General features: G+C 41.9%; 20 protein-coding genes and 2 pseudogenes. 9 read left to right on the top strand and 13 right to left on the bottom strand.

All coding sequences use genetic code 11. The features are described 5' to 3' along the window. Window positions 1-414: 414 nt before the first annotated feature. Window positions 415-681, bottom strand: coding sequence for a hypothetical protein (locus H6G86_RS08025; RefSeq protein WP_190933875.1), 267 nt, complete (start codon window positions 679-681; stop codon window positions 415-417). 326 nt (window positions 682-1,007) lie between these two features. On the opposite strand from H6G86_RS08025, the gene H6G86_RS08020 reads away from it, so the two are divergent. Further along, window positions 1,008-1,451 carry a hypothetical protein gene (locus H6G86_RS08020; protein ID WP_190933874.1) on the top strand — a complete coding sequence of 148 codons (444 nt, stop codon included), beginning with the start codon at window positions 1,008-1,010 and terminating at the stop codon, window positions 1,449-1,451. A 306-nt stretch (window positions 1,452-1,757) separates the two neighbouring features. Here H6G86_RS08020 and H6G86_RS08015 read toward each other — a convergent pair whose 3' ends face one another. Together H6G86_RS08015 and H6G86_RS08010 are read right to left on the bottom strand one after the other, a co-directional pair. Beyond that, window positions 1,758-2,402, bottom strand: coding sequence for an HAD-IA family hydrolase (locus tag H6G86_RS08015; RefSeq protein ID WP_185583346.1), 645 nt, complete (start codon window positions 2,400-2,402; stop codon window positions 1,758-1,760). A 208-nt stretch (window positions 2,403-2,610) separates the two neighbouring features. After that, complete coding sequence (locus H6G86_RS08010; RefSeq protein ID WP_190933873.1) at window positions 2,611-3,804, bottom strand: NAD(P)/FAD-dependent oxidoreductase; 1,194 nt, start codon at window positions 3,802-3,804, stop codon at window positions 2,611-2,613. Between the two features lie 203 nt (window positions 3,805-4,007). Between H6G86_RS08010 and H6G86_RS08005 the strand changes: the two genes are divergently transcribed. Both H6G86_RS08005 and H6G86_RS08000 read left to right on the top strand, forming a co-directional pair. Next, window positions 4,008-4,631 carry a 4Fe-4S single cluster domain-containing protein gene (locus H6G86_RS08005; RefSeq protein WP_190933872.1) on the top strand — a complete coding sequence of 208 codons (624 nt, stop codon included), beginning with the start codon at window positions 4,008-4,010 and terminating at the stop codon, window positions 4,629-4,631. Between the two features lie 148 nt (window positions 4,632-4,779). Beyond that, window positions 4,780-5,847, top strand: coding sequence for a FecCD family ABC transporter permease (locus H6G86_RS08000; RefSeq protein WP_242064733.1), 1,068 nt, complete (start codon window positions 4,780-4,782; stop codon window positions 5,845-5,847). A 330-nt stretch (window positions 5,848-6,177) separates the two neighbouring features. On the opposite strand, the gene H6G86_RS07995 is transcribed toward H6G86_RS08000, so the two are convergent. After that, window positions 6,178-6,498 (bottom strand): DMT family transporter, encoded by a 321-nt coding sequence (locus H6G86_RS07995; protein WP_179075149.1) that lies wholly within the window; start codon window positions 6,496-6,498, stop codon window positions 6,178-6,180. A 513-nt stretch (window positions 6,499-7,011) separates the two neighbouring features. Here H6G86_RS07995 and H6G86_RS07990 point away from each other — a divergent pair. After that, the gene (locus H6G86_RS07990) at window positions 7,012-7,461 is read left to right on the top strand and encodes an Hsp20/alpha crystallin family protein (protein WP_190933870.1); all 450 of its coding nucleotides are present in this window, start codon (window positions 7,012-7,014) and stop codon (window positions 7,459-7,461) included. 241 nt (window positions 7,462-7,702) lie between these two features. Here the strand turns inward: H6G86_RS07990 and H6G86_RS07985 are convergent, their stop codons facing one another. From H6G86_RS07985 to H6G86_RS07960, 6 genes are all read right to left on the bottom strand, one after another. Continuing rightward, the gene (locus tag H6G86_RS07985; protein ID WP_190933869.1) at window positions 7,703-8,002 is read right to left on the bottom strand and encodes a ferredoxin; all 300 of its coding nucleotides are present in this window, start codon (window positions 8,000-8,002) and stop codon (window positions 7,703-7,705) included. 103 nt (window positions 8,003-8,105) lie between these two features. Beyond that, a complete protein-coding gene (locus H6G86_RS07980) occupies window positions 8,106-8,960 on the bottom strand; it encodes a uroporphyrinogen-III synthase (protein ID WP_190933868.1) in 855 nt (284 codons plus the stop codon). Between the two features lie 241 nt (window positions 8,961-9,201). Beyond that, window positions 9,202-12,522: a two-partner secretion domain-containing protein gene (locus H6G86_RS07975; RefSeq protein WP_190933867.1), complete on the bottom strand. Its 3,321-nt coding sequence runs from the start codon at window positions 12,520-12,522 to the stop codon at window positions 9,202-9,204. A gap of 84 nt (window positions 12,523-12,606) precedes the next feature. Then, window positions 12,607-13,338: a DUF928 domain-containing protein gene (locus H6G86_RS07970; RefSeq protein WP_190933866.1), complete on the bottom strand. Its 732-nt coding sequence runs from the start codon at window positions 13,336-13,338 to the stop codon at window positions 12,607-12,609. Window positions 13,339-13,585: 247 nt separating this feature from the next. Beyond that, entirely contained in the window at window positions 13,586-15,478 is a 1,893-nt protein-coding gene (locus H6G86_RS07965) for a sensor histidine kinase (RefSeq protein WP_190933865.1), read from the bottom strand. Window positions 15,479-15,605: 127 nt separating this feature from the next. Then, window positions 15,606-16,316 carry a response regulator transcription factor gene (locus tag H6G86_RS07960; protein WP_190933864.1) on the bottom strand — a complete coding sequence of 237 codons (711 nt, stop codon included), beginning with the start codon at window positions 16,314-16,316 and terminating at the stop codon, window positions 15,606-15,608. Window positions 16,317-16,695: 379 nt separating this feature from the next. Here H6G86_RS07960 and H6G86_RS07955 point away from each other — a divergent pair. From H6G86_RS07955 to H6G86_RS07945, 3 genes and pseudogenes are all read left to right on the top strand, one after another. Then, a pseudogene (locus H6G86_RS07955) lies at window positions 16,696-16,851 on the top strand (transposase); the annotation flags it as partial. Then, window positions 16,850-16,988: pseudogene (locus H6G86_RS07950) on the top strand (IS4 family transposase); the annotation flags it as partial. The pseudogenes H6G86_RS07955 and H6G86_RS07950, both read left to right, overlap by 2 nt. A gap of 44 nt (window positions 16,989-17,032) precedes the next feature. Further along, window positions 17,033-17,569: an anthrone oxygenase family protein gene (locus H6G86_RS07945; protein ID WP_190933863.1), complete on the top strand. Its 537-nt coding sequence runs from the start codon at window positions 17,033-17,035 to the stop codon at window positions 17,567-17,569. Window positions 17,570-17,706: 137 nt separating this feature from the next. Here H6G86_RS07945 and H6G86_RS07940 read toward each other — a convergent pair whose 3' ends face one another. The 3 genes from H6G86_RS07940 to H6G86_RS07930 all read right to left on the bottom strand — a co-directional run bounded on the left by H6G86_RS07940 (window position 17,707) and on the right by H6G86_RS07930 (window position 22,030). Further along, window positions 17,707-18,318: a HEAT repeat domain-containing protein gene (locus H6G86_RS07940; RefSeq protein WP_163931296.1), complete on the bottom strand. Its 612-nt coding sequence runs from the start codon at window positions 18,316-18,318 to the stop codon at window positions 17,707-17,709. Between the two features lie 56 nt (window positions 18,319-18,374). Then, window positions 18,375-20,366 carry an eCIS core domain-containing protein gene (locus tag H6G86_RS07935; protein WP_190933862.1) on the bottom strand — a complete coding sequence of 664 codons (1,992 nt, stop codon included), beginning with the start codon at window positions 20,364-20,366 and terminating at the stop codon, window positions 18,375-18,377. Window positions 20,367-20,482: 116 nt separating this feature from the next. Beyond that, complete coding sequence (locus H6G86_RS07930; RefSeq protein WP_190933861.1) at window positions 20,483-22,030, bottom strand: hypothetical protein; 1,548 nt, start codon at window positions 22,028-22,030, stop codon at window positions 20,483-20,485. 257 nt (window positions 22,031-22,287) lie between these two features. Between H6G86_RS07930 and H6G86_RS07925 the strand changes: the two genes are divergently transcribed. Both H6G86_RS07925 and H6G86_RS07920 read left to right on the top strand, forming a co-directional pair. After that, window positions 22,288-22,944 (top strand): DUF2301 domain-containing membrane protein, encoded by a 657-nt coding sequence (locus tag H6G86_RS07925; RefSeq protein WP_190933860.1) that lies wholly within the window; start codon window positions 22,288-22,290, stop codon window positions 22,942-22,944. After that, the gene (locus H6G86_RS07920; RefSeq protein WP_190933859.1) at window positions 22,944-23,633 is read left to right on the top strand and encodes an ElyC/SanA/YdcF family protein; all 690 of its coding nucleotides are present in this window, start codon (window positions 22,944-22,946) and stop codon (window positions 23,631-23,633) included. The genes H6G86_RS07925 and H6G86_RS07920 overlap by 1 nt, the downstream gene beginning before the upstream one ends. Window positions 23,634-23,668: the final 35 nt, after the last annotated feature.

Here is a 23,668-nt window from a genome sequence, read left to right as displayed (position 1 = left end):
TATGAGTGGTAAATACGTTTGTAGTGAGGACTTTAGTCCTCAAATATTCAAGCACTAAAGTGCTTACTACAAACCTATCAAAACTTTTGCGATAGACCACTAGTGGTTCATCGCATTAATTCTGAAGGGTTATAAAAGTTCGTAGTAAGGACTTTAGTCCTTGATTTGAGCGATAAATCGCTCACTACAAACCTATCAAAACTTTTGCGATAGACCACTAGAACATTTTAGCTAAAATTTGACGGACTCAAAACCTTCAGCGCGATGGCTATGCACGAAAAACCAATTACAAGATTGCGATGTCTACGACGGGCTACGCCTACGCGGCATAAAGCATATAGAAAATCACAAAGTTGAAGAATACCCATATCAACCTGTGAATAATTTTAATCAGCGTCAATTTGATTTTACTTTTTATAAAAGCAACGCAAGTACTTCAACACGATATTTGGGTACTTCAACACGATATTTGGGTACTTCAACACAATATTTGGGTACTTCAACACGATATTTAGGTACTTCAACACGATATTTGGGTACTTCAACACAATATTTGGGTACTTCAACACGATATTTGGGTACTTCAACACGATATTTGGGTACTTCAAAACGATATTTGGGTACTTCAACATGATATTTAGGTACTTCAACACGATATTTGAGTACTTGTGGACTTGCCAACGCTTTGTTATCACCCAGTCTTAGAGGATGTTTGAAAAGTCCTATTCTTGGTAGCAAAACATTCTAGATCCCCCTAAATCCCCCTTAAAAAGGGGGACTTCGACTACGCTTAGTGGCCACCTAAGTTCTAAATTCTTCTTATAAAATTTTTTATACAAATAATTTTAAATATTTCAAGTGAAATTAGGGAATAAATATCAGATTTTACCGGAAACTTCACTTTAGTTTTGGTGATTTTTACTCAGGGGAAGAGGAATAGCAAATAGCTAAAGTGGAACCACAAGTCTGTACTAATTCTCATATAAGTTTTTGCAGGAGAGGGATTCATGGCGCGACTGAAACGCAGTTCTACGGTATTGGATAAGGCAACGCTACGGATATCGGGGATGAGATCGATTAGCGAAACGCTTGAGTTTAGCAATAGCTTAAATTTAGCGGAGTATGAAAGGCGGATTCAAACCTTGCAAACGAAGCTATCGAGCTACAACACAATGCTTTCTACAGTTGATGAAGCGGTAGGGCAGATTGAATTGCTAGAGCAGGATTTGAGAAGCTACTCGGAAAAAATGTTAATGAGTGTGGCGACGCGCTACGGTAAGAACAGTTTGCAGTATATGCAGGCAGGGGGTAAACCACGCAAGAGTAGTAAGCGATCCGTGGGGAATACTGCACCAAAGACTGCGCCAACAACGACGATCGCAGCAGTGATGACACCGAATACAGAGAAAGAGACGACAAATGGTAATGGCGCGAAGACGTTGCTAAAGTAAGGAAATTAGTTGATCGGTGCGATCGTCCGGCTCTTTTTTAGCCAAGCGATCGCTATAAACAATGCCATGTCTGCTATTGCAAATTATTCAGTGCGATCGCACTGATAATTTGCATAGAAAATTTTTGGCGCTAAGTGAACCGTATTGAATTATAAAGTTCAGTCGGAATCAAGTCTTCTAGTTTGAATATGCTCATGGTGTTGCGGCACTGAGAGCAGACTATTTCTATTTGTTCAGAATATTTTTTGTTGAGTATTGCTGTGTTTAGGTTTGAGACAAAATAGCGATCGCTAAAGTATCTCCTTATTAACCACGATTGATCCAAACGCCTCTGAGTCCAGCTGCTTTAGCGGCGTAGTAGTCTTCTACAACGCTATCGCCAATATGCCATGCTGCTGAAGGAGAACATTTATGTTTATCTAAGGCAATAGCAAAAATTTGAGGATCGGGTTTAGCTGCACGTACCTGGGTAGCAATGGTGACGGAGGTAAAAAACTCTCTCAATCCCAAACTTTGCAATACTGAATAAATCCGGGAATCAAAATTGGATAGCACCCCCAAAGTAACCCCCAAGCGCCGCCAGTTGATTAAAGCTGGCAAGACATCGGGATAGACAAACCACGGTTCGCCAGTGCCAAAGTGGATATAAAGTTCGCTAAAAAAAGCCGAAAAGTCAGAAAATTCCTTGAGGACACCTGCACTTTCAAAAGTGTTCAGGGCAATTATCCGCCACCAATCAAACTCGCGCTGGGGAATATCTTGGAGTTCTGCATCTGGAAATATCGGCGGCGGGGCTGCTTTAAAGCTTTTGATGAAAGCTGTATTCAATGTTTCGGCTGGAACCGTCACACCAAATTCCTCAGCTATCTGACTATAAACTTGGCCCACACTGCCTTTAACATCGAAGAGTGTACCCACAGCATCTAAAAAAATAACTTTCGGTTGTTCCATCAAAGTTTGAAGATTTTGAATGTTAGATTTTGGCTCGTTAGAGAGGTTCTGTGGGTAGAGTCTAGCATCTGCTAAGTAGCTTGACGAAAATAAAGCAAATCTTTGTCATTGGTCATTTGTCATTTGTCATTGGTCATTGGTCATTAGTCCCCATCCCCCATTTCCCAATTCCCCATTTCCAATTCCCCATTCCCCATTCCCAATTCAGTTACTTAGAAAGTGTCTCGATGATTGGACGCACTAGCCAATTAAAACCAACTTTGAGTTGATGGTCTAAAGTTGGCAGCCTATATAAATAGGCAATCCGACGGGCGACGGATGCCAAGGGGCCATCTAGTTTAATTCCCAAACCAGTAAGGGTGGCGTTGTTTTTACCCAATGTCATCATTTCTCCTAACTGTTGGTAGTGGAAGGGAAGGAGAGGACGATTAGTGAGACTTGCCCAGATATTCCAAGCAGTATAATCAGCTTGTTGAAAAGCCGCTTGTGCCGTGGCGGGGACTTGCTGTCCTTCAACATCATGACAGTCTGCTAAATCTCCCAAGGCAAATATTTCTGGATGATCGATGACTTGTAGATTGGATGTAGTGTTAATTTGACCGCGCTGATTTTGCTTGAGGGGAAGAGATTTCACTACAGGCGCAACCCTATTTCCCACAGTCCAAATTACCAAATCTACGGGAATCGTGTCTAACTGGTTTTTGTACTCTAGGGTGATGCTATTTTGCTCTATTAATTCGACTTTGGTTTCTAAATCTAGAAACACACCACGGGCTTCTAGAGCTTTTTTTGCTGCTTCCCGGTTAAACTCTGGGGAAGTTCGCAAAATTTGATCGGCGATTTCAACGATTCGAAAGCGTCCTCTTTCACCGAGTCTGTCGGCTAACTTACAGGCTAACTCTACACCACTGTAGCCAGCACCAATAATTGCCACCCGAATTTTATCAGCATCCGATTCTTCTAAAAATCGCAGGCGTTCTTCCAAGCGATAGGCATCAGAGATGGTGCGGAATGGGTAGCCGTAGGTTGCCGCACCGGGGACTAAATCTAGCGGTGTCTCACCTCCTAGTGCCAGCACTAAGCGATCGTAAGGGATTTCTGGCCCTTCATGTATATTTACCCGTTGCTGGTCGATGTCAATTCCAGACACAACCCCTTGATAAAAACGCACCCCTGTGCGTTGTAAAAGTTCTTCAAAGGGTGGGGCAATTTCCCAGGTTTGCAGTTCACCAGTGAGTAATTCATAAAGTAAAGGAGAGAATAGGAAGCGATCGCTTTGATCTACCAAAACAATTTCGGGTTTTTGCGTAGATTCCCAAGGTAACTGGCTTAAGCGTAAGGCTGTGTAAAGACCACCAAAGCCTCCGCCAAGGATACAAATTCTAGAATTTTGTTCAGTCATCGATTTTATCTATAAAAGGATTAATACTAGCTGGGCAACTAACTTCAGTCTAGTCAGTTAAAGCGGACTTTTCAAAATCCCATCAAGTTTTTCATTAGTCATTTGTCATTTGTCATTAGTCATTTGTCATTAGTTACAGTTATATAATTGGAAATTCGCTATAGTTAACGGTTAACAGGTAACGGCTAAAAGGAGTTAAAGAGATGGAAATTAAGCCAACTGACCCATCGCTAGCACTCATGGAAATTCCCCCCGGCTATCTCAACATTATGGGTTACGTCGATCAGTCAGAAGTTAATGGCCCTGGTTGTCGTGCAGTTGTCTGGGTACAAGGTTGTCTTCGTGAGTGTCCTGGCTGCTTTAATACTAACTCTTGGTCATTTGAGCCTAACCAATTGATTGCTGTTGATACCCTTGCCGAGAATATTCTCAGCAATCCCCACAACACGGGTGTAACATTCTCTGGTGGAGAACCCTTTTGGCAAGCAACCGCATTGGCATCTTTAGCGCGTAAGGTAAAAGCTGCTGGGTTAAATGTAATGTCTTTTTCTGGGTTCACTCTTAAGCAGCTACAATCTCAATCTGCGCCGCCAGGTTCTCAAGAATTGTTAGAACAACTTGATATCTTGATTGACGGGCCTTTTGTCCAATCTCTAGCAATTAATTCTCCTAACTCTCCAGTTTCTTCTAGCAATCAACGGGTTCGTGTGTTAAACCCGGCTTTTCAAGACCAAATTACTTGGGCTAGCGATCAGATAGAAGTCCACATTCTCAAAGATGGTGGCCGCATTGTCACTGGTTATCAAGGTGGGCTGGAATTATCGTAGGGAATTGGGAATTGGGAATTGGGAATTGGGAATGAAAAGTTAAAGATTCTACCTTCTGAGGTTCAACGTCCACCTTCTGAGACTCAACGTCCACCTTCAGAAGCTCAATGTCTAAATTTTAACTTCCCTCCCTCCTGCCTAATGCCCAATGCATCTGTGTTTGAGACGCATTATATTTAAAAAAAATGCATATCTAAATTTGACTAAACCATTTAAGACAATTTTTACTGAACACCGCGTACTTTGGGCTGTTTTACTCCTTAGTGCAGCACTGGTGGTAACGCTAGTGCTGTCGCTTTCTCAAGGAGCAGTACCTTTAAGTATGTCGGAATTTTGGCAAGCCATACTCCACAAAGGCGATCCAATTAAACAGACAATTCTTTGGGATTTACGTCTCCCGCGCATTACGGCTGCTCTCATTGTCGGCGCAGCTTTGGGAATGTCAGGAGCATTACTGCAAGGGATGTTACGGAATAGTCTTGCCGATCCATTTATTTTGGGCATTTCTGCGGGTGCTGGCTTAATTGTGATTGTGATGATTGTGTGGCAAATATTCCCGATCGCAATTCCTTTAGCAGCGTGGATGGGGGCAATTTTGACTTCTGCGATCGTTATTTTACTCGGTCGCGCGGGGTCGGGAATTTCGGTTGAACGGTTGATTTTAGGCGGGGTGGCGGTGAGTTCTTTGTTTGGTGCTATACAAAGTACGTTGCTGCTTTTAGCTGAAGATGGTCAAATTCAAATTGCGCTCAGTTGGCTAGTTGGTAGTCTCAATGGACGCGGTTGGCAAGAAATTTCGACGGCTGGCCCTTACATTATTGTTGCATTAATTGGGGGATGCTTACTAGCGCGATCAGTAAATGTGCTGGCTTTGGGAGATGATTTGGCTGTGGGTTTGGGGGTTTCGTTGACGCGATCGCGCTTGTTAATTGGTGGTGTCGCCACTCTCTTAGCCGCAGGTGCAGTCAGCATCAGTGGTTTGATTGGATTTGTTGGTCTTGTTGTCCCTCACGGTGTCCGCCTCATTGTTGGTACAGATCATCGCTTTGTTTTACCACTTTCCGCCCTTGCAGGTGCATGGTTACTGACTTTTGCAGATTTACTCTCTAGATTAGGAGCGGTAGAACTACCAGTAGGTTCTGTCACTGCGTTGCTGGGTTCACCGCTATTTATCTGGTTACTTTATCGTCGTTCTGCTGAGTTTAATAAATTTTGAGCTAATCTACTTGGATTAAAGCCAAAATTGTTTTTTTAGCTTAAGTTGAGACTATAAAATAATATCTTTTACGCCTCAGTGTATAAAAAACCTGCCAAATTGGCTGTATGAGTTTGGTTGTGTCTGGTAAAATATTAAAAGTAAATTACTTGTGGGCTATATTTACCGAGGTTTACTATACTTTTAAAAGCATTTTACTAAGTCCGCTCATTTTGCTTTGCTAACGGAATAATAAAAATTGCTGGTGTATTCACTACAACAGCAACAAGCAGAATGATCAGTTTTGGTTTATTTACCTCGTCTATTTTAAAATAGACGAGGTATTTTTATTTATTCACTTGCATTTATACCAATTACACCTAAAATTATGAGGGCGATTGACAAAAGTTTGATAAATGTAGCAGATTCACGAAACCAAATAATACCAATGATTGCAATTAGGACAGTTCCCAACCCAGCCCAGACAGAATAAGCCACGCTTACTTCAAGTCTCTTGAGAGCAAGAGTTAAAAAACTAAAACAAAGTCCATAAAAAACAAATATTAATACTGAAGGGACTAATTTAGTAAATCCTTCTGATAACTTCATGCAAGTTGTGCCTGAAACCTCAAAAAGTATTGCTGCGATGAGATAAATCCAACTTGTTGACATGTCTTTTATGAGCGGTTTGTTAGCAGTCTTTTATTATCTCTATGAAAACAAGAAAATACAACACTTTTAATTGATATTAGTGATTGAGTAAATACCCTAATACCAATTGTTTGTAAAACTGCACAGAATAATCTGGTTCAAACTTGCGGCAAACTCACCTTATTTAGAAACAATCTAAAATGTAATCTGTATATTATTGTTCTTGATAAATAGGTTAGTAATTCCGATGCCTGGCTTCTCAAATAAGCTAGGTATCTATCTACCTAATATTAGCTTAGAGGCATATTCTAGAAATTATAAATTAGAGAATTTTTAAATTCAAGTCTCTCTTGTCGAGTTTACCGAACCTCGCTAGTTCAGATTACCCTACATTTATTGTGGTTCGGTAATCATCATAAATCATGTGATAAAAACCGAATTTACACCACTTTTATTTTTAAATACTATGAAAAGCAAGGAAACAAATCCTCAATTAGTTGAACAGCAAACATACTGATTAAACGAGGTAGAAAGATGGCATTAGTACGTTTGAACCCCTGGCAAGAATTGAACACAATACAACGTCAAATCAATCGTTTATTTGATGAAGAAATTTTACCATCTGCATTTTTAGAGAGAGGCTACTCTAGGGTTCCTGCTGCTGAGTTAAAAGAAACTGAAGATGCAATTCATCTAAAAGTAGAACTTCCGGGAATTGAAGCTAAAGACCTGGATTTGCAAGTTACAGAAAATGCTGTATACCTAAGTGGTGAGCGGAAGTCTGAAGCTAAATCTGAAGAGAAAGGTGTAATCAAGAGCGAATTCCACTACGGCAAATTCCAACGTGTAATTCCTTTACCTACCCGGATTCAAAATACTAACGTCAAGGCAGATTATAAAGATGGCATCTTGAACCTGACGCTACCCAAAGCTGAAGAAGAAAAGAACAAAGTCGTCAAAGTTAATCTAGCATCATCTGGCTAATTTCTGCTTTATATCTGCTAGCTATTTATTAAACTAAATAAAAAGCGCTCCCTTTTTAGAGAGCGCTTTTTAGTGTGAATGACTCAGGCTATATAGATTTTTTAGGAAAGTGCAAAATTCTAAATCTTGTAGAGTGTGTTATTGCCGAGAGTAAAGCACTACCTCAGATTTTAGTTGCGCTAGCACAAATGTTCTAACGCATCCTGCAAAACTTGCTCTTTCTTAAATTCACCTTTCTTAGTTAACCGTTAAGTTCATCTTCTTGATTGGTTAGGATTACACAGTCAGAAGTTGGTCTGGCAACGCAGGTGAGAACCCATCCTGCATCTATTTGATCGTCGTCTAAGAAGTTCTGATCTGATTGGTCAACTGTACCTGAAATCAGCTTACCAGCGCAGGTTGAGCAAGAACCAGCATTACAAGAGTAAGGCAAGTCCATCTCATTTTCTTCGTTAGCGATCTCTAAGATGTACTCATCATCAGGAACTTCAATAGTTTTTTCTCCATCTGGAGTCTTTAATGTGACTTTATAAGTTGCCATGTAACAATCCCTAGCTAAACGTGAACTACATTGTTGATCCTACGGGTTTATGTGCTGCTAGTCTAGAGTTAAATGTGGTTGATTACTCTACATCCTAAAGTGCTTAGTGTGAGTTGGAAGTGAGAGTAAAAAATTCTGCGATCGCTTCAGCAAATCCCTCAAATGAACTATAATCCCTAGACACGATGGAGACATTCACACCCAACTTCCGCGCATTGGCAGTTGTATAAGGGCCAAAACATGCAACAATGCAACCTTCATAGTCACTTTGCGAGTTGACCATTGTCAAAAAGCTTTCTACTTCCGCCGTGCTACTAAAGGCAATGACATCAATCATTCCTTGATTTATCAGGTTTAATTCAATACTGTAGATACTTGTGTCTAAGCCCTGTGTAATATATGTGGGTACGCGAGTTACTTCTATGCCCAATTGCTGCAAATCCGTAATTAAATTGGGTACAACATCAGGCTCAGGCAAACCAACAACTTCTGGGGCGGGTATCAGCACTTTTTTGCCATAAATTTGCGGAATTTTCGCTAATTCCGCCACAATCCCGGCTGGACTAGATTCTGTTGGAATCAAATCTACCTTGCCACAAAAAGACAATAGGCTTTCTGCATCTTTTCCCAAAGCACATAATTGACATTTTTGTACCACAGATACAGGAATATTTAAATCATTCATCCGGTGAAAAAATGCAGTGATGCCATTTCTACTTGTGAAGACAATCCAATCAAATTCAGTTATGTGGTTAAGAGCGGCATCTAACTTACCGTAGTTTGATAAATAGCAGGTTTCGATAGTAGGCATGAAAACAGGTAAACCACCTTGTTTGATAATTTGTTCAGATAACCTATAAGCATAATTTCTCGGTGCTGTTACTAAAATTCTCTTGCCATATAGAGGTAACTCTCTAGATGGAGTGAGTAGGTTGAGTTGTTTTGATTGGGTGTGCATTTGTTTATCAATAAATGATATAAGCTCAACCTTATCCAAAATCTGACTTTTCACGGCATCTGGAAAACCTCACTTCTATTTCTCTCTTGTTTTAGGAGAGAGACTGTGAATTTTCCCCTTCCCGCGTCGGGAAGGGGGTTAGGCTTTTGGTGGGCTTTTCCACATAACGTAAAAAGTCAGATCCAAAATGAGCATTGGGATTTAGATGGGGTTGACAGCAACAGATAAATTCCTGACTTCTTCACCGACATCCTCGGCTGAGTAGCAACTTTCCATTAGCCAGTCGATAAAGCCCTTCTGCTTCGATAATAGGGTCGCCTTTTTTCCAAGCACGTGATGTTGGTTCAACATTACGCACCTTACCAGTGGAATATACTGAAATTAATCCATTCCCTGGACTATTGCGTAAAGCGCCAGAACCAGTAATGAAAAATGTACCACCTTGCTTGGAACTGCGTGAAATGCAACTATTGGCGATGAGTGCATTGGTGTCGATGAGGTTTGGAGATGCTTGAGTAAAGCTGTTTTGAATAGAATTGGTATCGGGTGCGTTAATATTTGTTATGCCTGAAACGCCTAATTCGGAACTTGCAGTAATATCACTTTCTTGAGTTGGCTTTGTCCGCAACTCGATACCAAAGATACCTTGCGAGTTGATTTTGACATTTCCGCCTGTCCCAGTGTATGCGTTAGCTTTGATATCACTGTCTTCATCAGGGGTGGCGACGATGAATTTAGAGTTGATATTGATGTTACCGCCATCGCCACCAGCTTGGCTTCTACCTGCGGTAGTTGAAATGAAAGCACCACCGCGTAACAGCAATAAATCAGCGATATTGAGGTTTATGTCACCACCATTACCTGCGTTCGTTGAAGAAGCGATCGCACTGAGTTTACCAATAATTTTCAGAACATTAGCATTAATTTTGATATTTCCAGCGTCACCCATACCGAGGCTGCCGGAGATAATTTGACCATTATCACGTATATCAAGATTATTGGTAGTAATATCTATATCACCACCTTTACCATTAGCCCCTTCGTAAACTGATGATGTTATACCAGTGAATAACTCACCGTTTGAACCAATCAGGCTAATGTTATCAGCTTTTACTGTTAAATTACCCGCGTTTCCATTTCCGAAAGTTGCTGATGATATCTGCGATTGTTCTTGTAGATTTAATAGTTGAGTTTGGATGCTGATATTGCCTGCATTGCCTTTAGCTTTATCGTCAACCTGAGTGATGATACCACTACTTCCACGTAAATCAATTTGCTCGGCATTAATCCCAATATTTCCCGCATTACCTTGATTGAACGTGCTGGCAGAAATTTGTCCGTTATTGCTGAGATTTAAGCGTTCTGTTGTAACGTCAATACTGCCCCCAGAACCAATTCCCCCCGTTTGCACGTCGGCAAATAAACCTGATGGTGTAAATGAACCATCTAGTCGTTCTCCACCAACCCCAGTAATATTAATAGAATCAGTGGCATGAATCACCAAATTACCCCCTTGTCCCTGTCCCGCTAACACTGAGGTTGAGATGTTTCCACCATTACTCAACCGCAACCGTTCCGTGTCAAGAGTTATCGTGCCACCTCTTGCATTTGGATTACTTCCACTCACATCGGATGATAAGTCACTCATATCAGAAATACCCCCGAACCGAGACAGAAATTCTTGTCTTAGAGGATTAGACAAAAATTCTTCCGCAGCAGCTTGATTAAGTCCAGCCAAAAACTGTTCTTTAGGTACGAAAACAAACCCATCCAATTCTACATCTTTGGCGCGGATGGTAATATTCCCGGCATTACCACTGCTCCTAGTAGATGAGGTGTTTATATGTCCTCCTTGAGTTAAGGAGAGTTGAGGCGTTTCTATTGTTACATTGCCACCATTTCCTGAGCCACTATAAGTATTGCTTGATATATAGCTGTTGCCGCTAATTCTTACATATTCACTAGCTTTAATCAAAATGTTAGCCGCATTTGCGCTGCTATAAGTATTAGTTCTGATATCACTCCCATCTTTGAGATTGAGTCGCTGGGTTTCAATGGTGATATCCCCTGCTGTTGCTTGAGTTGTACTTCCGAGTGGAAGAAAAATAAGTGTATATATATTACTTTGAGTTACTTCAACGGCATTCCGAGCCTGAATAGATATAGAACCGACACTTCCACCATCAGATGCAAGTGCTGTGACTCCCCTTCCTGATAAATTGTTTTGAACTCGCAAAGTGCCCGTTTCAATTTGTATATTCCCTGTTGAACCAGAGCCATTACTGAATAGCCCTAAAGAGCCGTTATCAGTGATATTGACTGCATCTGTAGCTCGCACAGTCAAGTTTCCTCCATTACCTGCACCGTTATTGTAAGCCTGGATAAAGCCGCCATTGAGGTTAACCGACTCCGTAGCATTTAAGGTGAGATTCCCTCCATTACCTTTCCCATTGCTAGATGTAGAGATTCCAACAATATTTTCCGGTGTTCCATCTCCGATAATTGTGATTTTCCCGGCATTGATAGTAACATCACCACCCGCACCTGTATCATCGCTAGCGGAAAAAATGGAACTGCTGCTAGCCAGAGTTACTGTATTGCTGGCTTGAACTTGAATATCACCACCTCTTGCTGCACCAGAAGTAGCGCTCACAATGCTAGAGTCATTGTCTAAATTTAATTGAGTCGCATCAACAACAATTGAGCCGCCATTGAAACTAAATAGATACGAAAGGGTTCCGTTTAAGGCGATTTTTCCGCCAAATAGCTCAATTCCACTATTTTCACCTGTAGCGATAATTCTTCCATTCGTTAAGTTGATGGGTGCGCGTCCAACATTTTCTGGTAAATTAAAACCCAATGAGGAGCCATTAACATTCAACCCAACGGTTGTATCTCCACTGACTGCTGCCAATTTCACTTGTCCATTTCGAGTAAACAAAAAACTACCATCTAAGGCAATTTCACCGCCCAGAAGTGCTAGGGTGCTACTAGAGCCAACATTCAACCCACTAACTGCTTGGTTAGTAATACTTCCGGGTTGGGAACCAAACTGCAAGCCAATTGGTACATTGATAGCCAACAACGGCGGTGCTTGAGGATTTGTGGCGTTAAACTCTACTCCATTGGGAAAAACTAAGCTATTTGCTGTCGTCCCCAAAAAAGAACCCTGTATATCTAACTGGGCATTTTGACCAAACACAATGCCATTGGGATTTAACAAAAACAAATTCGCATCACCCAATACCCCCAAGTTCCCGAAAATATTTGATGAGTTACTACCAGTAACGCGAGAAAAGATATTTGTTATCCCTTCTGGATTGGCGAAATAAACGCCTCGACCAACACCGACGTTAAAATCTTGAAAACTGTGAAAAAGGTTAATGCCACGAGCCGCACCACCATCGATAATGTCATTATTTTGATTAAAAGGAATGACTTGCGATCGCTCTTTCCCCAGGCTATCATCGGGAGTTAACTGAGCAAAAGCAGGATGAATAGAAACTGCAACTGCTCCCACGCACCCCAACCATCCTGCGACGCTAAACCGCAAAATTTTCATAATTTCTATTTCCCTATTTTTTCTGTAGGACTAGATTCTAGATCCCCGACAACTTTTACGAAGTCGGGGATCTAAACCATCAATTTAGCGATCGCTAGCAATCTTCTGGAGGTATTCGATGCGTTGTTGAGTATTTTTCTGTTCTACGTCGTTACCTATCAATATTTCTGACTCTGCAAGGTTTTTAACTAAAGTTGCCCCGCTCTGCCCTAGTTTACCATTATCAGTTCCTTTCAATGCTTCTTGGAGCGCTTCATACCACAGCTCGTTTTCAGCATAATAATTTACGCTTTCAGAAATGCTAGTAAATTGGTTTTTAGCAAGTGATTGAGGCTGGATAACAGTAAATTCTGCACGTCTCACAATCGGGCTATTTTCGCAGTCAATTGAGATTTGCCATAAATATGTTTTGCCCACTGTGAGTTCGGGGTAATCGCGGGGAAGTTCTAGCTTGTTAATCCCTTTGATTGTGGGTATTTCTTTAACTTTGCCAATTTGTTTAGGGTTGTTGCTTGAATCAAATTCAGCCAATCGGAATCGCACATTTTGGGAACTTGACATATACCAAGCCAACATTGGACGGGTGGAAGTGGTTTTACCGATATATGTCTGAGGCGCAAGCTGTGTCAGAGGGATGCTGCCGTTACTTGGACATCCACGGGAACCACCCGCACGGGAATGTCCGCTAGCTGGTTTGCGATCGCGTGGTTTAAACTCAGCAAATGCTGGGAATGCTGTCATTAGAAAAATCATGCCCACAACTAAGCTTGTAAGTCTGCGGTTATTTCGCCAAAATCCAATATGTTGATGACTCATGGTAGATGTTGTTGATTGTAGGGTTATCTGAAACTTTTGAAATTCTTAATTTTTTCCTATTTCTATTGAGAGATTGTTTTAAAAGTTGCTAGTTATGCATCAAATATTTTTAGCTCCTCCTAAATCCTCCGATAAATTGGAGGACTTTGAGTGCTTATTCCCCCATTCTTTGGGGGATATAGGATGGATAGTAATACAATTTGCTACTTTTCAAACATTCTCTGAGCAGAATCATAAATATAAAGTTTTAAAGCTCAAATTCTCTTTTAAGTTTCCAACTAAGTTCACAGATAGTCCCGCGAGGAGAAAGTGATTCGCGTAGAAACTCTCCTCTTAATTGTTGAGCAAGTATTTTAGAATGCTTTGTGCCTTTATTTTCTAGTTTTGATGTGATTCCCGAACCATTATCTTTGACAGACAATTTATAGTTATTTAAACTACAAATACCTGATGCTTCTACACGCTTGACTCCTTGGGCATGTTTGCCAACATTACACAAAGCTTCTTCCAAAAAAAGACAAACTCCTCGTTTGTCTTCCATACTTAAATATTTATCATCAATTGGGTCAAAATTGCGAATTTTAACTTTTAATGTTTTAAAATTTTCAAAATCCTTCCGCTCTAAGGTACTAGAATAAACTTCATATAACAAATCGTGAAGTGGTCGATTCAATTCAATAATTAATCCACTACCTAAACGCAAACTCTCTTCTGTAGTTAATGCTTCGAGTTTGAGAAATTCACCAATCTCTCTAATCTCCCGATCGAGTTTTTCAAATTGTCCCAGCAATTGCTCGTAAGAGATATCTTTAGCACGTAGATGCTTTAATCCATAAGCGAGGGTTTGCAAAGGGCCATTATGAATTACGGTAAAAGTATTTTGAATGGTGTTTTGACGTTCGTGAATTTGCGATCGCAAGAATTTATCATGCTGGTAAAATGCAAAAGCACTCAAACCTACGCCATTTACGGCTAATACAAGCAAACCCGGTGTTACAGGAATCCATACACCCCACACCCACAGCATCATATACCCGCAGCTAAACAGACAAAATGCCGCTACACTCACACTCAGTATATTTTTCCAAACAGATTGGGTCAGCCGTCCGATCATAATCGGCAAAAACCCCCAAATCAATATCCATGTATACTCTCCAATATCTCCCCAACTGTGCAACATTGGGCGACCATCCATTACAGTACTCAAAATTTGACTGATCACATGAGCGTGGTAGTCAATGCCATAAATTTGACCGCTTAATTTTAAGCCAGGCAAGGCAGATGTATAAATAGCATCTCCCGTACTTAGGTTGCGGTTGCCAACTAACACAATGCGATCGCGCAGCAATTCTGCATCAACTTGACCATTGAGAATATCGCGTAGCGACACAACATTAAAAGGTTGCTCATTGTTGCGGAAGTTCATTAAAATTGACAATCCCCCATCATCGACCCTGACATATCCGCCAAAATTATGGGTAATTCGGGGCAATTCAATCCCACGGAATCTGATTGTATTCGGGTCATTTTTTCCCGTTTGTAACTCAATTTCTTTTGCGTCTAAATACTTAGTAACTAACCGCAATGCTAAAGAATATTTATCTTCGTTGATATTTTTAGGATTTGGCGTATACAACAAATAGCGTCGATTTTTGCTATCCTCATCATTAGGTAAATCAATAAAACCAACTCTTTCGGGTGGCAAGCTCTGGGGTGGTGAAGTTTCTCCGGGTGGTAAAATTTTTTCAATGCCAATAATATTAGAGTTTGACTGTAATACCTGCGCTAGTTGTTCGCCACCAGGTTCAACAGGAACATTTTTGAAGATATCCAAACCAATAGCTAGAGGTTTATAAGTTTCTAGCTTGGTGAGCAACTCTGCAATCTTCTCATCTGGAATTGGATACTGCTTAACCCATGTAATATCCTTTTCATCGATACCCACAATTACTATATGTTCATCACGTTTTTCTACCGGACGTAGACGTAACATAGTATCGAGAAGCATCCATTCCCAAGATTGCATTCCCCCAGTTATTCGGATCAACATCACCATAAATAGGACTATAATCCCTGGAGGTGCAGCCAGCGACCACAACCCAAATTCTTGGCAAATACGATTCCAGATTCCCCTTCTCATTTAATTTAGGATTTATTTTCCCTATATTTACAGCATCTTTAAGGATGTATTCAAAACCTTTCCCCTTTAACCGAACCTTATTGCTATGCCTCTAGCGTGTGGTCTATTTAGGTGAAAATAGCTGTAATTAATCAATTAAACCTTCTTCGCGGGAACGAATTTCGGTGAGGATTCGCATATTCTTACCACTTTGCTTGCAGTCTTCAGGATACACCCCTAAAACATCCTGAATCTTCGTCCAGTAAGTACGTACCGCTCGCTCCGATTTATACATTCTGTCTGCGATCGCCTTATCTGTCAAACTCTCTTCAAAAGCCAAACGCAACACATCCAACCATTCCGGCTTGAGTTCGATTCCTGTTTTAATGTCTTTTGTGTGAGTTGCACCCTGAAGTGCTAAATTAACCCGCATGAGCATTTCATCTTCGGGTAATCCTTTATCTGCGATCGCAAACCCACCTTGATGATTATCAATCTCGTGTTTAATTCTGATTAATGCCTTTACATAACTAGTTTGCACTATGAAATTCTGATGGGGATATTCTTTAAGCAAAGTTTGCAACAACTTAATTCCGGTATCAATTTCTGCTGTCTCCCCTTGGCGATCGGGAATTGATAAATCCATCACAATCAAGTCAAACTGGTAACATTGCACTTGAGAAAGTGTATCTTTTGCCGTCTGAGCCTTGATAATAATAGCTTCAGGATACTTTCGATTTAAGACATCAAGAGTACCAGTCAAAATTAATTGGTGGTCATCGACAACAAGAATACCGAGCTTCTTTTCCACTGCTAAATGCCCATAAACTTGATGTTCTTTCAAACTTTTCATCACCATATTTTTATCCAAATTAAAAGTTTTTTTAAGCTTTACTACTCAATACTTAGCCATTGCAGGTAATATTTAAAATCAGCACTCTTCTAATGTCCTCTTTAAAGTCTCCGCCTATTTTAATTGGAGATGAATGTCCTACATATACAGAAAAGTGCAAATAATGCTGAGAGGGGATTGTTCATCACTACTCAATACTTTTCGGTTAAACCCAATAATCTCTCTTTTTGTCTGGGGAAGGGTTAAAGGGCAATGGGGAAAGGGAAATTCAAACCCTTTCCCTTTCCCCTTTCCCCCAAAACCCGAAAAGTATTGCATCACTACTAGCTTATTTTCAATTCATGCACTGAGAAGGTTCTGGGGATCTGGATATGATTTTTTGACAATGACAAAACCCGCAGATGTCAGCACCAAACGCTTAATTAGCCTTGCACCCGACAACTGGGTGAGATGGGTAACTCAAATTCCCGACATTACAGTTGAAGAAATTCTCAACTCAGAATTTCAATGGATAAGTAGGGAAAGTGATGTTTTAATGAGGTAAAAAAACTTATGGACTGGATAGATTTTTTCCTAGCCTGGTTAGCAAACCTAATATTAGGGCTATCTTTTTTTACATTATCATTAGTAAGTGTGGAGCAAAGGCACTCGTTTCCCATACAGATAGAACAGGTGATCGTCCTGCAAGGACGGGGCTTCATACCCATTTTTTCGGTGAGGCGATGCTACAACATCTGATAACTCAACAATATTATTTCGCATTAAAGCTTTTCTCGGCACTGGGCTGCGGGCTGATAGCCGGAGTCTTCTTCGCCTTCTCGACCTTCGTGATGAACGCCCTTGCTCGGCTGAAACCGCCGCAGGGCATTGCCGCTATGCAATCCATCAATATCACGGTAATCAATCCATTTTTTATGACAGCGTTTTTGGGAACGGCTGCGGCTTGTATCTTTCTTTTAATCTCCTCGCTATTAAAGTGGCATCAACCCGGTGCCGCCTACTTGCTTCTCGGCAGCTTGCTCTACCTCGTTGGTACATTAGGCGTGACAATAGTTTTCAATGTACCGCTCAACGAAGCCCTGGCGAAAGTCGAGCCGGATAGTACTGAAGGTGCGAGCCTATGGTCTAGCTACTTGACCAACTGGACAATCTGGAATCACATTCGGACGGTAGCGGCGCTAGCAGCCGCGGCATCGCTCACCATCGCGCTTTGTTTGGGTTCAAGAATCGTAGAGGGAATCGATAATACGGTTAGGTAACTCCGCTACTAATGGGTAAGTAAGTCGGCGAAATTAAAGCTAACTGGCTAAGGCTGTCCTTTGTCATTGGTCATTAGTAAGGGTTTTAAGCCTATTTACGTTTCGTAACATACTTGGTTTTTTTGTGACTAATTAAATTATTTGCTCAACCATTCCTGCCATTTTTGAGCAGCCTTGTCACGTTCTGCCTTTTGGCCTGCGGGATCATAACTTCCCAAACTCTGCCACAACTGATTCCAGTCTTGCCCTTGGGGTAGCTTACTCACTACAGCCTTAACAATCAAAAAAGCCCGCTCACGAGTGAGATCGTTTGGTGCTTGCAAAAGAGGAATTACCAAAGGTAAAACTTCTTTTCCACCTCGCATTAAAGGATACATCGAAGCTGTGTAGGGATTGTGCAGAATGTCAGGGTAATCATCAAGGGTAGCGACCAAAGCGGATAATGAGCGTTTATCGCCTAATTGGTGTAAAGCAGTGGCAGCACGGGCACGCACTTCTGGATTAGTGTCATGGGTGGCTTGGAACAAAGCATCGGCACTAGCGGGATCGGCAATTTCGCTCAGTCCTTCGGCTGCAAGCCGACGGGTACGGGGGTTGGGATTAGTCAAGGCTTCCAACAAAATCGGGGTGGCTTTTTTGCCTAAACGAATCAATTCACCTAGTGCTAAAGCGCTAGTGTCTTGATCTGTAGAGTAGAGACGTGCTTTGATCTGCTCCATAGGTGTCGCGGTAGCGTCTTGATTATTCATATACAAATTTCCTCCGATGGCCAGCATCACAACTATCACGAATATTCCTATTGTTCTCAAGAGCAAGGTGTCCCTCCTCCCCCTGCTGGTGCTGCTGGTGCTGCTGCTGGCACATGCTGAAAGCTCAAGACAACTCGGCGATTACCCCGACGATTCGCTTCTGTATCTTGGTTAGTAGTGGCATCAGGAGTAAAGTCTTGGGTTGAGCCAGAGCCGATAGTAACAGCACTAATTTGAGCTTCAGCTACACCCTTAGCACGTAGGGCTGCTCCGACTGCCTGCGCTCTGCGTAGAGATAGATCGAGGTTGTGCCCAGATGCACCGCCGCGCCTGTCAGCAAAGCCTTCGGGAGTTACTTTGACATCAGGGAATCGCCGCAGGTAATCTAAGAATGTATCAATCTTGCCTGTTTCACTAGAACTCAATTGGTCGCTGTCAAAATCAAAGTAAAAAATGACTGGTTCGTGTACGTAAAAATCTTGATGCTTCTGCAAAGCTGCATCGAAGGTGGCAGATTGACCATCTTGTGCTGATGCATGATCGTTCTCAACTTTGCCAGCACGGATTTGGAAGCCCCAATGAAGCGCTCCGTAAGTTGTCATGGTGTCTTCTCCCTTAGCCACCGTCTGAAAGTCGAAGTTGAACTCACCAGCTCCTCCGGGAGCATCGGTTAGTTCTGCTGCTTTGATGTCGGTAGGGTCATCGGAGCGTTTGTAACCAATAGTGGCTCCACTTGCCCCACTAGAAGAGGGTCGTGAAAGTCCAGGGGTTGCGGGATTGGGTTGGGCTGGGTCGTTACCAAAGGGGTACTGGGCAGGTAATGCACTTCCGGCTGCGGCATTGGTTCCTGTACCACCGTGGGCAGGTGCATCATTATGCAGCGCATCAGTGAAATATCCGCCCTCAACTCCCGTGGTTGCATCAGCAGTGGTACGGAGGCTAGCACCACTAGCAGCAGGTAAAGACTGAGGTTCGACATTTGTACCTGTAGCATTTGTCAGACGCACAATCTGAATCAGTCCAATCTGGTTAGAGTAGGGAGCGGTGGTTTTGGGTTTAAAACGAATAGTAATCGGTAGACTCGCGCCGTTGGGTGTGGCATTTACTTCAAAAATTCCGTGTGTCAGGTCGTATGTGGGGTTAATTGCCCGTTGAATCAATTTTCTCTGGGCTGTTCCTGTCTGCTGTACCACATGAGTCAGTTCATGGGCGGTTAATGCATCATTACCTGGTGACTTGCCTGCACCAAAGAAAATGTTTTGCTGGTGCGTAAATGCCTGGGCATTTAAATCCTGATTCATTTGCACCGATTGAGTGCCTGTATGTACCCGTACTTGACTAAAATCTGTACAAAAACGTGGTTCCATGAAAGAACGCACGGTATCTGGTAATGGGCTTCCTCCACTTTCACTGCTGTTTAGCCGACTCTCAAAGTTTTCCCCAGTTTGGAAGCTGTCATTGGTAGCGAGTTGTAGCGATCGCTTAGTTTGTAATTCTTCTTCTGGTAAAATCTCTCTTTGGATAGGTGCATTAATAAGTTTCGTTTGTAGTTCCTCTTCTTCTTCTTCTGGCATTGCCTCCCGTTGCACTAAGGGAGTTATAGCAGAGGCTAGAGGCTTAGTTTGCACTTGGTCTTGAGTCTGTGTATTCTGCAAACCTATTGGCTCTGGTTCAGCCATTCGCATAACCTGATCGGCAACTTTATCGGCTTCCTGCTCATAATGGTCGTCTGGCGCACCAACCGTGAGTTTTGCCTGAGGACGATGCAAGGATATGCGACTAATATCATGACTAAGGGGCTGTTGTTTGACGGCTTCTGGTTCCAAGAATTGCTCATCAGCAGACTGCACTTCTTGAAGCTCTGTTGCTGCCTCAGTTAGTCTTTGGATTGGAGGATTATTTGTTTGTAAACCAAAGCCACGCATTGGAGAAGCCAGTGTGGGAATAGTTGATGAGGCAAGAGACGGATTTATAAAATTGGATATACCTACTTTTTGGCGCTGAACTATGCGTAGATGCCCAGAAGCTTGTTGTCCGTCATTGCTCATATCACCCTTCCTTCATTTATGGCTCAACCAAGGGATATTGATAACACACATCATAAAATTTATCTAATTGCGATCGCTATGGACTTAAGTGGAAATTATTTTGTAATGCGATCGCACTACTGATTACCTAGAGTCGGCCCAGAGGTACCAGCACTCACAGCTTGGTTACGACGCTTGCGGACATCGGCAGCTTGCTGTTGTGCCTTTTCAATCGCTTCATTCTCTTCTGCGTCTGTTGTATACATACCAAAATCCACTATTCCAAGTGATGCGAGATGATCCTCAATTGCATCGATATCTATGATGTTAGAATCCTTCTTTAGCCTGCTCATCCATAAAATCCAAATATCTTTCTCCATCTGGATGACATCATAGTTAGGCATACTGGCAATACTCCCCTCTAAAGCAGACATTTTTTCGCTCGCTTGGTCAAGTGCTTTATCCAATGCCTTAGATCCTTTGTCAGTACTGAGGACAGCCATAACAAGATCAACATCCTCGTCAGGGGTCATATCTGCACCGCCGCCGCGCTGTGCTTTGATCTCACCGATTGCATACTCTGCTGCGGCCATTAATAATGCCTGATCCAAACTACCCGATCCAATCTTTGCCATTGATTCATGCAGTTTACTCAAGGATTTCCAAATCTCCATCTTTAACACTTCAGGTTTAAGCCCATCGGGTTGTATATCTTTCCCGGCGACATCAGTCAGTCCACCTGTTGCCTTCGCAGTACCAGCCTCACCAACTTCACCGGCAGCTTCACCAGCTGCCATAAATGCCCATTTACCCAATCCTGTTGCAGCCCCCTTACTTAATCCTTCTACAAGTGCTGCTGCTCCCACTGCCTCAAAACAAAGCCCAACCGCAACACCAATGGCAATTCCTACCACCAGATCAACTAACTCTTGCTGATCGCGGGCTTCCTGTTGGGCAGCAGCCATAACTGTGGCAAACTGTTTGTAAGCTTGATCGTAACGCTCAGAGACCCTTAGCAGTTGTCCCTTTAACGACCCAATGGCTCGGTTGCCATCGCTCTGCAACTTGGTAATTTTTCCTAGCCGCACCAGTGCATTTGCTCTTGCAGATTCCACACTTGGACGGTTCTTTTCCAACAGCAGCAATGTTCCTTCTTGAGGATTAAGATTTTTGTCAGTCTGATCGTCTCTTTGAATCACAGCCTGTGAAATAGGTTGGATATTTTGGGGGTTTTGCTCTCTTTGCACTAGAGGAGTTATTGCAGCTGCTAAAGGCTTGGTTTGAACCTTTTCTTGAATCTGTTCTTCTGGTAGAATGTCACGTTGTACGCCAGAATCAGGCATCAATATGACTTGATTTGCCGTCATGTCAGCTTCTTGTTCGTATTTATCTGCTGGCTGGCTAACGGTAAGTTTTGCCTGTGGACGACGTAATGATATGCGACTTATGTCGTGACTAAGGGGCTTTTCTTTGATTGCTTCTGGTTCTAATAATTGCCCATCAGCAGACTGGGCTTCTTGAAGGTCTGGGGCGACTTCAGTTACTGTTTGGAGTGGGGCAGTATTAATTTGTGAACCAAAGCCGTGTATTGGGTTCGCTAGTGTCGGAATACCTGGTGAGGCAAGCGACGGATTCGTAAAAGTTGATGCGGCTGATTTCTTGCGCCCAATTATGCGATCGCTCATCTCACCCTACCTTAGATTCACAAGGCGTATTTTTGAAACGAATTATATACTTTGTCTAATTGTGATCGCTATCGACTTAAGTGGAAAGTATTCTGTAATGCCATCGCTCATCTCACTTTTAGCTATACTAATACGACAAAAATTGCTTAAATTTTAGCGAGTGTGACACGAACTTCGTCTTATTATCGATAATAAAGCTAACCCTTCAGCAATTTACCATTGTACTCTATTAGTAAATCGTAACAATATTTTTAACTATGACTACGCAAACACTACCTCCACCAGAAGTTTATCAAGGTCAGTTTGGGGAATTTACAATTACTCAGAGCGATCGCACTGGCGTAATTATCTACCGCGCTGGCTTAATGGTAGCAGCAGTCAGCTTTGCTATAGGCAGCGCTTTGATTTTGTTCAACAATAACCCGACTGTTGTCACTGCACTTACACCTTTATATGCTTGTTTTAGTCTCGCTCTTGGTGTAAGTTTATTTACCATTCATATCTACATGGCATCACTGCATCGAATGTTGCAAATTTTTTGGGCGATCGGTAGTATGGCATCAGTTATTCTGGCAATCTCAAGTACTGAACCTTTAGCTTTGACTGTTTACAATCAGCCTCTTACCTTATTTGGGATTGGTTTTATTTTCGTTGCTTTGACAGGGATTTATTTTAAAGAGGCTTTTTGCTTCAATCGCTTAGAGACTAAAGTATTAACCCTAATAGTACCGCTACTGTTATTAGGACATTTAGTGGGAATTTTACCAACTCAGGGCGAAAGTGTTTTATTAGGAATTTGGGCAACGTTGTTTTTGATATTTGCTCTGCGAAAGACAGTGCAAGCAATTCCTGCTGATATTGGAGATAAATCTGTATTTACTTACTTGGAAGAACAACGTCTAGCCAAAATTTAATGCAGGCAAAAAACCGTCGGCGTAAAAATTTTCCAAAAATCAAACTAATAAAACGCCAACAAATGTGGACACTTACGGCTCAGGGGTGGGCGATTGCGATCGCTTTGATTGGTTATTTAATATTTTTCGCTATTACTCATGTACACTCATTTCTCGCCGTGACTTCCCCTGTTAAATCAGCAGAAGTATTAGTTGTTGAAGGATGGCTACCAGATTATGCCATACAACAAGCTTTAACTGAATTTAAAAACGGTTCTTATAATCTAGTAATTACTACAGGAGGATCGATAGAAAAAGGAAATTATCTTAGCGAATACAAAAGCTTTGCAGAAGTATCAGCTGCTACCTTCGAGAAACTCGGTTTAGAATCAGAGAAGGTAGTAGCTGTTCCGACACCAATGGTAATAAAGGATCGTAGTTATGCATCTGCTGCTGAATTTTATCGCTGGCTATCCGATTCCAATTTAAAGCTACAATCAATTAATGTTTTTTCTTTGGATGTTCACACCCGTAGGAGTTGGTTTCTATTCAGAAAAATACTTACACCTAAAGTCCAAGTTGGTGCGATCGCAGCTAAAACTCATGATTACGATCCAAACAAATGGTGGGTTTCTAGCCAAGGTGTGCGGACAATTCTTGATGAAGGCATCGCTTATATCTATGCGCGGTTTTTGAATTGGAAAGCCTAAAAGTAATAATTTGTAATTCCCAGATCCCCGACTTC

Source organism: Nostoc sp. FACHB-133 (assembly GCF_014698055.1).
GTDB lineage: Bacteria > Cyanobacteriota > Cyanobacteriia > Cyanobacteriales > Nostocaceae > Nostoc.
The sequence above is the reverse complement of the archived record's forward strand: the minus strand, read 5'-3'. Positions and strand labels throughout refer to the sequence as shown.